The sequence below is a fragment of the Methylomonas sp. MS20 genome, assembly GCF_050275925.1.
Classification (GTDB): domain Bacteria; phylum Pseudomonadota; class Gammaproteobacteria; order Methylococcales; family Methylomonadaceae; genus Methylomonas; species Methylomonas koyamae_A.
Window position 1 is genome coordinate 1,045,987 of the sequence record NZ_CP189962.1, and the last position, 11,784, is coordinate 1,057,770.

General features: G+C 50.8%; 11 protein-coding genes. 10 read left to right on the forward strand and 1 reads right to left on the reverse strand.

The genetic code is table 11. The features are described 5' to 3' along the window. The first annotated feature begins 59 nt into the window (after positions 1-59). From ACQE3D_RS04665 to ACQE3D_RS04690, 6 genes are all read left to right on the forward strand, one after another. Positions 60-1,040: a hypothetical protein gene (locus ACQE3D_RS04665; protein ID WP_313728938.1), complete on the forward strand. Its 981-nt coding sequence runs from the start codon at positions 60-62 to the stop codon at positions 1,038-1,040. 200 nt (positions 1,041-1,240) lie between these two features. Beyond that, positions 1,241-2,188 carry a HEAT repeat domain-containing protein gene (locus tag ACQE3D_RS04670; RefSeq protein ID WP_427551413.1) on the forward strand — a complete coding sequence of 316 codons (948 nt, stop codon included), beginning with the start codon at positions 1,241-1,243 and terminating at the stop codon, positions 2,186-2,188. Between the two features lie 796 nt (positions 2,189-2,984). Further along, complete coding sequence (locus ACQE3D_RS04675; RefSeq protein ID WP_313728936.1) at positions 2,985-3,575, forward strand: hypothetical protein; 591 nt, start codon at positions 2,985-2,987, stop codon at positions 3,573-3,575. Further along, positions 3,572-3,967: a hypothetical protein gene (locus tag ACQE3D_RS04680; RefSeq protein WP_313728935.1), complete on the forward strand. Its 396-nt coding sequence runs from the start codon at positions 3,572-3,574 to the stop codon at positions 3,965-3,967. Before ACQE3D_RS04675 ends, ACQE3D_RS04680 begins: the two co-directional genes overlap by 4 nt. Before the next feature lie 140 nt (positions 3,968-4,107). Continuing rightward, the gene (locus ACQE3D_RS04685) at positions 4,108-5,082 is read left to right on the forward strand and encodes a hypothetical protein (protein WP_064026125.1); all 975 of its coding nucleotides are present in this window, start codon (positions 4,108-4,110) and stop codon (positions 5,080-5,082) included. A gap of 388 nt (positions 5,083-5,470) precedes the next feature. Further along, entirely contained in the window at positions 5,471-6,544 is a 1,074-nt protein-coding gene (locus ACQE3D_RS04690) for a HEAT repeat domain-containing protein (RefSeq protein WP_197471732.1), read from the forward strand. Between the two features lie 91 nt (positions 6,545-6,635). On the opposite strand, the gene ACQE3D_RS04695 is transcribed toward ACQE3D_RS04690, so the two are convergent. Continuing rightward, complete coding sequence (locus ACQE3D_RS04695; protein WP_313728934.1) at positions 6,636-6,842, reverse strand: hypothetical protein; 207 nt, start codon at positions 6,840-6,842, stop codon at positions 6,636-6,638. Positions 6,843-7,356: 514 nt separating this feature from the next. On the opposite strand from ACQE3D_RS04695, the gene ACQE3D_RS04700 reads away from it, so the two are divergent. The 4 genes from ACQE3D_RS04700 to ACQE3D_RS04715 all read left to right on the forward strand — a co-directional run bounded on the left by ACQE3D_RS04700 (position 7,357) and on the right by ACQE3D_RS04715 (position 11,453). Beyond that, positions 7,357-8,934, forward strand: coding sequence for a fatty acid--CoA ligase (locus ACQE3D_RS04700; protein WP_313728933.1), 1,578 nt, complete (start codon positions 7,357-7,359; stop codon positions 8,932-8,934). Between the two features lie 119 nt (positions 8,935-9,053). After that, the gene (locus tag ACQE3D_RS04705) at positions 9,054-9,950 is read left to right on the forward strand and encodes a TauD/TfdA dioxygenase family protein (protein ID WP_217631657.1); all 897 of its coding nucleotides are present in this window, start codon (positions 9,054-9,056) and stop codon (positions 9,948-9,950) included. A gap of 64 nt (positions 9,951-10,014) precedes the next feature. Beyond that, positions 10,015-10,908 (forward strand): TauD/TfdA dioxygenase family protein, encoded by an 894-nt coding sequence (locus ACQE3D_RS04710; protein ID WP_313728932.1) that lies wholly within the window; start codon positions 10,015-10,017, stop codon positions 10,906-10,908. Beyond that, the gene (locus ACQE3D_RS04715; protein WP_071155185.1) at positions 10,908-11,453 is read left to right on the forward strand and encodes an FcoT family thioesterase; all 546 of its coding nucleotides are present in this window, start codon (positions 10,908-10,910) and stop codon (positions 11,451-11,453) included. The genes ACQE3D_RS04710 and ACQE3D_RS04715 overlap by 1 nt, the downstream gene beginning before the upstream one ends. Positions 11,454-11,784 lie beyond the last annotated feature (331 nt).

The following is an 11,784-nucleotide window of genomic DNA, read 5'->3' on the forward strand; positions in this document are numbered from 1 at the left end:
CGGGCGATTTCATCGCCAGCATCGAACTTATTAAACTCACAAGCTAAGCAGTCGCAATCATGGAAACTACAAACAAGCACACCCTAAATGCCATTACCTTCGTCGCACTGGCAACCCTAAGCATCTCCGCCAGCGCGGATATTGCCTTCTCCGGTATCGTCGACGGCACCGCCTATCTGACCTACGATCAAGCGGCCTGGGCGACGATGAAAGCCTTGTCGCCCCGCCTGGATATGAAAGGGCTGCCCATCGGCGTCAGCGAGGCGGAACCGGGCGGTCATTTGGAACAAACTTCAGATACTTTCGGAAACCGCTTCCTATATCCGCAGTTGTTTCGCTATCACGACGAGTCAGCAAGCATAAAGCTATCCATGCTGGCGTCGGACAAAAAAATCGCCGACGGCACGGCCGATCCCGAAGCGGTTGCGCAGTGGCGGCTTTTCGACCCAGCGCAGCGCGTCCCGACCGCTCAGCCGGTTGGGGGCTGGGCGATGCCGATAGATTCGTTCAAGCAGGGGCTGGATAGCTTAGATTACGTGTCAAGTATGCCCGAAGGCTGGGGGAGCGGTTACAACCCCAGTAACTACAACCCTGAACCTGGTGCTTCGCCTACACTTTCGATCAGCCTAGGCGGCTCCATGCGGGTTGCCAGCGATTTCATCTCCCCAGGTGGCTCCATCTGGTTTGCCGGATTGGATGTGCGCTTGGACAGCTGGGCGACCGGAGAGCCGAAGTGGTACATAGGCAGCAATGCCTACGCACTGTCGTCAGGCTCTATTTTCGAACTCATCAATCCGGTATTCGGCGTTAATGAATTAGGACTGATGACGCTGGAAGCGGACTACAAATGGGGCGATTCCGCTTGGAGTACTTTCCTGCAATTTGTCGGTAATCCCGAAATCGATTCAAAAGTGCTGGGCCATATTTCGTTCAATCCCGCTGCGTCAACCGCGCCGGTGCCATTGCCTTCGGCGGTTTGGCTGTTCGGCAGCGCGCTGCTGGGTTTGATCGGAGTCAAGCGGCGCGGCTATACGGGATGATTCGACGGGTTTTGGGCGAGGATAACCGTTAGTATTCTTTGTTGGAGTTAATACCAGACATGCGACGATTCAACATTTTTTTCCTCCCGGTTTTCCTGGTGGCGTGTTTGTCGATTTATTGGCTTGGCGGTAGCGGGTTCGATCGGCCCAATCCGCAACCAGCGCAGTCGGTAAAGCCGAGCATAGGACAGTTCAGCCCATTGGACAGGATTGTCCGGCTTGGGCCTAAAAGCCTGGCATTGCCAAGCGAGCAGGCGCTATCCGAATTGACCGACTTATTTTCCGATAGTGCCGAACCCGATGCCGATGGTGCCGGAAAAGTCCCGGATACGAGCGAGTTGCTGGCGGTATTGGAAGAGCAAGCCGCTCGCGGTCTTAGCTACGAGGACTTACTTAGCGGCAAAGAACTGCAACAGTTATCCTCTCGGCTACAATCGGATTCCGCGGCTCGCGGCCAGGTGTTAGAACAGTTTATCAAAGCCAGCGGTACGCCTTTGGGCAAGGCGTTAAGCCAAACCTTGGGAATGGTTGGCGCGGCTAACGATATGCCGGAACTCAAGGCGACCGCCGTTAAATTATTACAAAACGGTTCGGCGGAGCAGCGCTTTGATGCGTTGAGAATGCTGGGGCAGACAGTGAGTTATGATTCCAAAACGCGCGCTACCGTGCTGGATGTGTTGCGGCGGGACGCTACGACCGACCCGGAGTTGGCGATAGCGGCAATGGCTAATTTAAACCTGCAAACACCGGCATCGAAAACCGAGCAACAAGAGATCGTTAAAGCGGTTTATCCGTTTATCGGCAGCGACGACCCGCAAGTGCGGTTGAGCAGTTTGCAAGCGCTTTCGCAATGGGTTGGCGATGATCAGGACGCCATCCAGGTCTTCGCCAACGCGGCGAACGATGCGGACCCCAATGTCAGGCGTTGGGTGATTGCCGCGATGGGCAATGGCGAGTTTGCTTACGACAGCGTGCGCGAGCCGTTGCTGGCAACGTTGCAAAATCCGGATGAGGACCCGGCGGTGAAAGCCGTCGCGCAGCGGGCGCTGGAACGTTTTCCCTTGGACGAACAGGCGCAACAAATTTACCAGGAACATTTGGCTAGCGAATCTTACCAGGCGCCTACGGGCGGGTTTGGCTTCAATTAACGGCCTTGGCTGCATGCGCGTCTTTTCTTGATGCCACTACCATTATCAAAAAGGCCATTTCCTTGAAATATAGGGAATGGTGTTATTCCAGGAATGGTGATATAAAACTCAGTATTAATAGTTAAAACGCTGCTAATGTAAATGGGTGTTTTATTGTATTAAACGGTTTAACGCTTCACTCGTTTTTGCTGATTTCCGAGTTTGGCGTCCTGTTATTAATATCATTCAGTAAAGCGGTAAGTATTGATTTCAATTTAAATAAATCGCCGCCTTCCTCAAGTCTGAAAAGTCGTCATTGAATAATAAACATTAGCTCTTAAGCTGCGTTAACCAGTTGAGGCCGGTTGTCTACAATTCGACTATTCCAGCAGAATCGGGTCGAAGAGACGATCACGATTCATCCGCCAGGGCATCGTTTTTGGCGTTAGCTTGTTTCAGAAGTTGTTGGGGGTAAAAAATATTTTCATAATCAAAAATTCGCCTGTCATTGGTAATTGCGGCATATGCCGTAAAATCGACCGAAATTGCGGTATATAAAATAGTTATTTAACACAGTATCGATATTATGGCTGAGATAATTTGTCCTGCGACAATTTGTCTCATTGCGAATTGTTTATTCTCGCTTGAAGATGCGCCCGGCTCGAAAAAAGCCAAAGAGAGTGTTAGAGGTGTTTTTTGAACGATTAAGGGTTCTGTCTTTAAAATGCCGATTAATGCTGATTTTATTTAAAGCTGTTTAAATTATTTTGATAATCCGCGCGCAAGCGAGCAGGTTATTCAAAACCGGGAGTTATAAATGAAAAAAAGCAATAAAATCAAAGTAGGAATATTCGCTTTAACCGCGCTATCCAGTGCGTTGACGGCGATGGAGGCGAATGCGGCGTGTACGACGGGTAATAACGCCACGCTCACCTTGCATAAAACCGCTTTAGCGACGATGGCGGGTGGGGGCAGGGCCGGTGGCCTGACGCTACCGTCTGCGGACTCGGATACGGGGCAGGCGCTTTGGGGAGGGGTGGATTACGGTAAACGTTTTATCTATCTCAATGCATTTCTTGCCGATAATGCTTTCAGCTACTCCACTCTGAATAATGCCACACCGAGCACCGGTACCGGCGGAGCTGCGGTGGTTGCGGGCACGACGACCTACAATGCTCAGACTTTGCCTGTGGTCTGTGCGACCTCGGCGACACCCAATTACACCACTACGTTTCAAACCGGAAATAAAGTCTCTACATGGAATAACGCTTCAACGGGCATAATCGGTTTAGCAGGGGTGTTGAAGGTGCGTAGCGCATTTCAAAACCCTGCGTTATCGCTCAGATGGGGTAAGCTTTCCCTGGAGAATACGGGCAATACGGGGGGGGCAACGGCACTTGGGTGTTGAAAGAGTATTTGACGGGTAATACTCTTTTCAAACTGACCGAAGTCTATACCTCGCTGTCCGGAACCACCTTGACGTTGAAAGCCAATTTGCGCTTTGCCAATTCCAGCACTGATACCGATGGAACCGATTGGGGAAGATGCTTTAAAGGGACGAAGACAGGAACGGTTTGCGATGACTTCTACGGTATCAATGTAGCGCCGGCCAATGGTGCCAATTGGTGGCAATATACGGCCGATTCAGTCAATAACATGACCATGTTGACCGGTAGCGGTACTTACACCACTCCAACCTCGACAAAATCCGGCACTCCGGCTGTGTATGGTTCGCCGGCGCCAACAGGCTCTGAGTCGCAAGCCATCATAGGCACCATCGAAGTAACCCATCAATATTAACCATTGAAAGCGTGGGCGGCGATGGGTGACTAAGGCTACCTTCGCCTTCGTTGATAAGCATCAGGGAAAGCCTTTCGCCGCCCCTGATGGTTTTCCGGTAACAGTAAAGATAAAAAAATTTGATATTCAGGAAGAACCGCATGAAAAAACAATTACCTAACGTTAAGAAAATAACCCTGCTTTCCGTCAACCTGGCCGCGTTGATGATTCTATCCGCGCCCGCTGACGCCAGCACCTTGAACGGCACTATCGGCGGTATGGCTTACTTGACTTATGACCAGCAGGTCTGGGCGACGATGAAAAGCGAGTGGTTTCGAAGCGATATACACGGTATTCCGTTAAATAATGGTGCCATGGAGCCCACCTCCAACACCTACGGCAACCGCTTCTTTTATCCGCAATTGTTCGTTGGCAACGAGGTGCCGTCCGAAATTCCCAATTCGATAACCGCCTCGGATCGATCTATTCAGCGTGGCCAGTCCACGCCGGAAGCTATCGCGGCTTGGCGGATTGACGACCCAGCGCAGCGAGTGCCACTCGAGCAGCCGGTTGGCGGCTGGGCGATGCCGGTGGAATCGGCCGATTCGCCGGGGTTGGATCCTGGTTGGGGGGCAGGGTATGCGCCGGGTTCGTACGGGCCGTTGATGGCCGACGGCATGGGTTATAGCGATCCCGACTTTCCGGATTTTGTCCATTACATTAGCTTGGGCGGTTCCTTGCGCTTTGCCAGCGACTTTGCTGCGCCTGGCGGTACGCTCTGGCTGCGGGGTATTGATATTCGAGAATATCAAAGCGGTGATACTAATAGATGGTATATAGGTGCCAGCGGCCATGCGGAAACAGCCAAATATACGGCATTCCAGCTATTGAACCCTGTGTTTGGCGTTAATGCCCAAGGCATGCTGACCCTGGAATCTGATTACATTTGGGGGGACAGTTCGTGGGCCAGCTTTTTTCAACTTGGGGATCCAGAAGTCAATTTGGTTCTGGGTCACCTTTCCATCAACCCCGATGTTACCTCTACGCCGGCGGTCCCGGTGCCGGGAGCGGTCTGGCTGTTCGGTACCGGCTTGCTGGGGCTGCTAGGCCTTAAGAGGCGGGGCCGCGCCGGCTAAGCGTCAAAGCCGTGGGACGTGCTGAACGACGCGCGGCACACCCTATAGGCTGAGTCGTAAGCAATCATAAGCGCGCCATCGAAGTAAGCTATCAATATCGACCGTTGAAAGCGTGGTGGGCGATGGGTGGCTAAGGCTCCCATCGCCTTCGTTGGTAACCGCCAGGGAACTCTTTCGGCGGGGTCGAATAGATTTTATCGTTCCCACGCACCTGCGTGGGAATGCATCCCCTACCTCTCTAGTGGTGCGGCTTGGTACGCAGGAGCGTCTGTTTTGTGTTCCCACACTGGAGCTGGGAACACAATAAATTGATGCGGGGTGCTTGCTGCCCGCTAGGGCGCGGGCAATCTGGCTTGGGTTGAGTTCTTTGATGGAGTTAAAACTAGACATGCGGAAATTCAGTGTTTTTTTTGTTCCGGTTTTCCTGGTGGCGTGTTTGTCGATTTATGTGCTCAAGGGGGCCGGGTTTGATCGGCCTGAATCGCAGACTGGGCAACCGGCCGGTTCGGCGACTGCTCCGCTGAGCCAATTGCTGGATGTTAACCCGCTTGGGCCTAAAATCCGGACCTTTACCGACGAGCAAGCCTGGCTGGATTTTTCCGACGACACCTCCACCGACGAGGTTGCCGACACTCAAAGTACAAGCCAGTTGCTGGTGGCATTGGAAGACAAGGCTGGGCAAGGGCTAAGCTACGAAGTGCTGCGGGACGGCGAGGAATTTCAACTGATCATGGCCCAGATCCAATCCGACCCCGCCGCCCGGCAGCAAGTGTTGGCGCACATTATGAAGTTCAGCGGCACGCCGTTGGGCAAAACCCTGAGTTTGGCCTTGGCGACCTCCGGTGCCGCCGTGGGCATGTCGAAGCTTAAAGCGGCGGCCGTCCAGTTATTGCGGAAAGGTTCCGAGGAGCAACGGCTGGATGCCCTGCAATTGTTGGGCGCGACGGCCAGTTACGATGCTCCGACCCGCGCCGGTCTGCTGGATGTATTACGCGGAGACGGGGCGGCAAATTCGGAATTAGCGGTGGCGGCCATGGCTAATTTGGTTAAGCAAAGTGGAGGTGCTTCGCCGGCCGAGCAACAAGAGATCGTTAAGGCGGTTTATCCGTTTGTCGGCAACAGCGATCCGCAACTGCGGCTGAACGGCCTGCAAGTGCTGTCCAAGCTGGCGGGTAGCGATCAGGATGCCCAGCGGATTTTCGCCGAAGGGGTCAACGATGCCGATCCCGAGGTCAGACGTTGGGTGATTGCCGCGATGGGCAATGGCGAGTTTGCTTACGACAGCGTGCGCGAGCCGTTGCTGGCAACCTTGCAAAATCCGGATGAAGACCCGGCGGTGAAAGCCGTCGCGCAGCGGGCGCTGGAACGTTTTCCGTTGGACGATCAGGCGCGACAAATTTACCAGGAACATCTGGCTAGCGAGTCTTACCAGGCGCCTACGGGCGGCTTTGGTTTCAATTAACGGGTTTGATATCCAGTCCGGTCAGGCGCTGAAAACGCCAAAATGCGAATTGGGTTTGCCCAATATCGTTTATTGAGGTTCTTCCGCCTTTTCAAAATGAGGATCGAAGGGGATATATTTGGAAAATCTCTCCAGCCCTCTTTTGCAAAGAGCGGAACAAATGGCGGGAGTTTTCCTCCGGAAGGATGACGATTAACAAAAGACTCGCCTGCCAATAATCAGCTTCACCCACTGACAAAGCGCCGCAGCTGCAACGGCTGGCGGCGTATGTTTCGTCCATCTCTTTTCGGTTGGTCATTTACCTCTTCTCCGGCAACACCTTTCCGAGTTAGTTAAGCCGGTATGACTCACATCAATGGGCCTTCGAAATTCCCGGGGCAGTTCACTCTGTGTTGTCGTCCGATAGGCGTTGACTACAAAACGCGGCGCATCAGTGTCTCATCGCGATTGGGTGCGGTGCCAGACCGCGACGCAATTCGTCGATTATCCTGGTTTTGTGAGAGTCGCGTTGAATAAGGCGGTAGGTTGAAGGGCTCAAACGCTCGGCGAGGTTTCTTAAGCTATGTGTTTTAACGCAATAAAAACAGGTGAAATCACTTACTTTTTTTACTAGTCGATTCGCAAAGCATTTCAGCAAACCCATTTTACGGTTTTGCTAGGCGAACATAGGGGTTTTTGGTAGTCTTTATTTAAAAAAATACACTAATTTTCAATTGGTTATATTTTTGATGATGGCTCGGTTGTTTCTTGTTTTTCTAAGTGGCGCGTTTGTTGCATTTAGTTGAAGCAATCTTATTGCTGCATAGATAACCATGATCTTAACGTCGCCTCAAACTCTCGCCGAAATCTCTACATGGCAAGCGCAATACCAGGGGAATTCAATTGCCTTCGTATTCGAAGAGCAGAGTTTGACGTTTCGCGAATTCGATCAACGGGCTAATCAAGTAGCGGCGGGGCTGTTAGCTGTCGGGATAGAGCCTGGGGCGCGCGTTGCGATATTGAGCAAGGACAGTATTAATAGCTACGAAGTGCTGTTCGGTTGCGCAAAATCCAGAGCGGTTTTAATCGGAATTAACTGGCGGCTGACGCCGCAGGAAATTCATTACATTCTGCAGCACGGCAACGCCGAGATTTTGTTTGTCTCTAGGGAGTTCTTAGAAAGAATCGAGGCCGTTAAAAGCGAATTGCCGAGTTTGCGCAAGATTATCGTATTGGATGGCGAATTCGAGGATTATTCGGGTTTCCAAAATTGGCGGGATCAATTTTCGCCGAATGGCGTCGGTCTGACTTATTCGCCGGATGAAGTCGTTGTGCAAATGTATACCAGCGGCACTACCGGCCATCCAAAAGGCGTGCAACTGCCGAATTATTCGTTCTTTAGATTGATGCAGGGAATGCGCGAGCAAGGCGATCATTGGATGAACTTGAATCCGGACGACAAATTGCTGATTTCGCTGCCGCAATTTCACATGGGCGGAATTTGGTGGGCGATTCAGGGCTTCATCGCCGGCGCGCAAGGTTTCATTATCGATACGTTTATTGCTTGGAAGGTGTTGGAACTGATCGAACGTCACCGGATTAGCAAAGTGCCGATGGTACCCGCGATGATTCAAACCACTTTGGCGGAACCTTCTTGCGAAACCACCGATTTATCGTCGGTACGGGGTTTTTTATACGGTGGATCGCCCATCGCGCCTGCGTTGCTGCAAAAGGCGATGCAGCGTTTCAACTGCGGATTTTTCCAAATCTACGGTATGACCGAAACCGGCAATATGGCGGTTTGCCTGCGCCCCGAAGATCACTCGCCGGCACATCCAAAACGTCAAGAATCCGCGGGCAGACCTTTGCCCGGTGTGGAAATACGCGTATCGGATATATCAGGAAATGCCTTGCCGGCTAATGCGGTCGGCGAAATCTCGATTAAGTCGCCCGCTAACATGATTGGTTATTGGAACAACGACGAGGCAACCCGGGAGTGCCTGTCCGAAGGCGGATGGATTAGAACCGGAGACGCCGGTTACGTCGACGAGGAAGGCTATTTGTATATCTGCGACAGGATCAAGGACATGATTATTTACGGCGGCGAAAACATTTATCCCGCCGAAATAGAAGCGGCGCTGTGCGAGCACGAAGCTGTCGCCGAAGCAGCGGTCATCGGTATACCAGACGAGCGTTGGGGCGAGGTCGTCAAGGCGTTTGTCGTATTGCGGCCCGGCCAAGCGATTAAGGCGCGCGAACTGATTAACTTTACCCGAAATCGAATCGCCGACTTCAAGGCGCCAAAGTCGATCGATTTTCTCGAAAAGCTGCCTCGGAACCCGAGCGGCAAAATATTAAAACGAGAATTAAGAATGCCTTATTGGGCTGGCCAAGTTCGGCAAGTCAATTAGCGCGAGGCGGATTTTCGCCGCGACCGGGTTTCGTTAAAGCGTATTGGCGGAGCATTTTATGAGCTGTTATCCGCCGGGAAATTTATAAAACCTTCACCTTTGGTTAGAGGAGAGTATGTATGAGCGTTGAGACCTTGGAAATGGAAGTGATCGAATCAAAATCCGGAAAAATAGGCGCCGAAATCCGTGGCCTGGATATCAATGGGTTGGCGGATGACGCGCCGGAACTGGGCATGATTCGTAGCTTGATCTACAAGAATAAACTGGTTGTACTGCGCGATCAGGAATTGGATGAACAAAAATACGTTGCATTCGCCCGTAAACTTGGGCGGCCGCAAGTCTATTTTCAGCCGCAATATCATCATCCGGATCATCCCGAGATATTTGTTTCTTCGAATGTGCCGGACCAAAACGGTAACAAAATCGGCGTTTCCGGTACCGGAAAATATTGGCATACCGACTGCGCGTTCGAAAAGAACCCCTTGTCGTTTACCTCGGTTTATCCCTTGATTTTCCCGAAAATGTCTAGGGAAACCTCTTACATCGATATGGTAACGGTATTGGAAAATCTGCCTACGGATTTAAGACAGTATGTCGACGATAAAATCTATATCCATGCGGGGCAATTACGATACAAAGTTCAAGCGTCCGATATCGATAAATCGCTGGCCGAGCTTCTCGATAGGATTAATAGCGAGGTGCCGCCGGTCGAGCATCCCGCCGTTATTCAGCACCCGGTAACCGGTGAGTTTTCGCTTTACATCAGTAGCGGCTTTACGACAAAAATCGCAGGATTGACTCACGAGGAAAATCAGCGCGCGTTGACGGCGCTATTTGATTTTATCGAACGTCCCGAACACGTGCATACTCACTATTGGGAAGAAGGCGATTTGATTATATGGGATAACCGCTCGGTTATACACAAGGCATCCGGCGTCAAGCCGGGAGAAACCAGCAAAATGTATCGGGTCGGTATTTACGATGACTTGCCGTTTTACGTGGGTATCGGCAATTAACATTCGATACGGTTAGTTTGGTCGAAACTTGTTCTATTAACATTACTATTATTAAGGGTAGCGCATGATTACTAAGAGTAAGGGATTGGAAATTAACGAAGCGAAACAGGGTAAAATCGGTGCGGAAATTATTGGCTTGGATGTCAATAGTTTGTCCGAAAACGCGCCGGAACTGGCGCTGATTAGACAATTAATATATAAAAATAAATTGGTGGTCTTGCGCGGTCAGGAGCTGAATGCCGAAAGATATGTTGCATTCACTCGGAAACTCGGTCGTCCGCAAGTGTATTTCCAGCCTCAATACCATCATCCTGATCACCCGGAAGTATTCGTTTCGTCGAATGTGATCGAAGCGGACGGCAAAAAACTGGGCGTTTCCGGCACGGGGCGGTATTGGCACACCGATTGCGCTTTCGAAAAGCATCCATTGTCGTTTACTTCGATTTATCCGTTGGTTTTTCCCAAATCGGCGAGAGAAACCTCTTACATCGATATGGCGGCGGTTTACAGAAAACTGCCGGATGAACTCAGGTCTTACGTCGAAACGGCTACCGCGGTTCATGAAGGTAAAATGCGCTATAAGGTTCAAGCGTCGGATATCGACAAATCGCTTGCCGAATTGCTCGATCGTATTCACAACGAAGTCCCGCCGGTTAACCATCCGGCCGTAATCCAACATCCGGTCACGGGCGAGAAAATCCTATATATCAGTAGCGGCTTTACCACCAAGCTGGCCGGTCTGAGTTACGAAGAAAATGAACGGGTGATGCAGGCCTTATTCGACTTTGCGGAAAAACCGGAACATATTCACACGCATTATTGGGAAGAGGGCGATCTGATTATCTGGGATAACCGACCCCTGGTACACAAAGCGTCATCCATACAACCCGGAGAGAAAAGCAAAAGTTACAGAATCGGGATTTACGACGACTTGCCTTTTTATGTGGGAATTAACTAATGACTTCTATTTTGGAATTGCCGGAGCGGGAAGCGCTCAGTTTAACGGATATTGACGCTTCGTTTGTAAAAACGGTGTTGACGCCTTATCGGGAGAGTTGTCGGTACTTAAAAAAGGCGTATTTTCAACAGCAGGAAGACTTGGGTATTCAGGGTATGCTGATGAATGGCGAGTTTTCAATTCCGGAGTCTTGTTACATCGACGATACCGGGCATTTCAATGCCGTAGAATATAATATCTGCTACAACCAGATTGCTTACGTTCATTTGGGTTATTGCATAAAAAATGGATTAATTCCGGAGTTGGGCGACTACGATCCCGATTTGTTTTTTGAAAAACAGCTTTCGAATTTCTTGATTGCCAATCTTAATTCCGGTTTTCAAAGTCTGATTAACGCGAAGCACTTCTACGGCACATTCGGTATTCATACCGTAAAAAAAACGTCCCGCTGTGTGTTTCTGAAAACATTTTGTCATTTTCACGATGACGAGGTCGGTAAATCCAAGGGTGAAGTGATGCTGGCTATATTGCGTCCCGGTCCTTAATAGCGTGAGCTCCGGCATTTTCTGACTATAGCTAAAGGTGCTTCGAAACATTGAAAGCCGGCGGAATTAACGCGAGCAATGGTGTATCGGCAAAGGCTTGCTATCCGGGTTGGGACTGTCGCGATTTTGATGTTGGGGTATGAATAGCTTCCGGCATGGAATTCAAATTAAAACGGTATCGGATATGGCTAGTTATTTGCTGTTTATTTTTGCCGGACTTGGCATGGGTTGAGCGATTAATTTCCGGCGCCTGGTGAACAGATAACCGTCCGCACGCCCGCGTTTCAAGCTGCTTCGTATTTTGCCAAGACGCGCCAATGTGGCGGTCATC

Excerpts from the sequence above, each read along its gene's own strand:
- ACQE3D_RS04710 (WP_313728932.1), top strand. The coding sequence starts at position 10,015 with ATGATTACTAAGAGTAAGGGATTGGAAATTAACGAAGCGAAACAGGGT.
- ACQE3D_RS04715 (WP_071155185.1), top strand. The coding sequence starts at position 10,908 with ATGACTTCTATTTTGGAATTGCCGGAGCGGGAAGCGCTCAGTTTAACG.
- ACQE3D_RS04705 (WP_217631657.1), top strand. The coding sequence starts at position 9,054 with ATGAGCGTTGAGACCTTGGAAATGGAAGTGATCGAATCAAAATCCGGA.
- ACQE3D_RS04665 (WP_313728938.1), top strand. The coding sequence starts at position 60 with ATGGAAACTACAAACAAGCACACCCTAAATGCCATTACCTTCGTCGCA.
- ACQE3D_RS04675 (WP_313728936.1), top strand. The coding sequence starts at position 2,985 with ATGAAAAAAAGCAATAAAATCAAAGTAGGAATATTCGCTTTAACCGCG.
- ACQE3D_RS04695 (WP_313728934.1), bottom strand. The coding sequence starts at position 6,842 with ATGACCAACCGAAAAGAGATGGACGAAACATACGCCGCCAGCCGTTGC.
- ACQE3D_RS04690 (WP_197471732.1), top strand. The coding sequence starts at position 5,471 with ATGCGGAAATTCAGTGTTTTTTTTGTTCCGGTTTTCCTGGTGGCGTGT.
- ACQE3D_RS04685 (WP_064026125.1), top strand. The coding sequence starts at position 4,108 with ATGAAAAAACAATTACCTAACGTTAAGAAAATAACCCTGCTTTCCGTC.
- ACQE3D_RS04700 (WP_313728933.1), top strand. The coding sequence starts at position 7,357 with ATGATCTTAACGTCGCCTCAAACTCTCGCCGAAATCTCTACATGGCAA.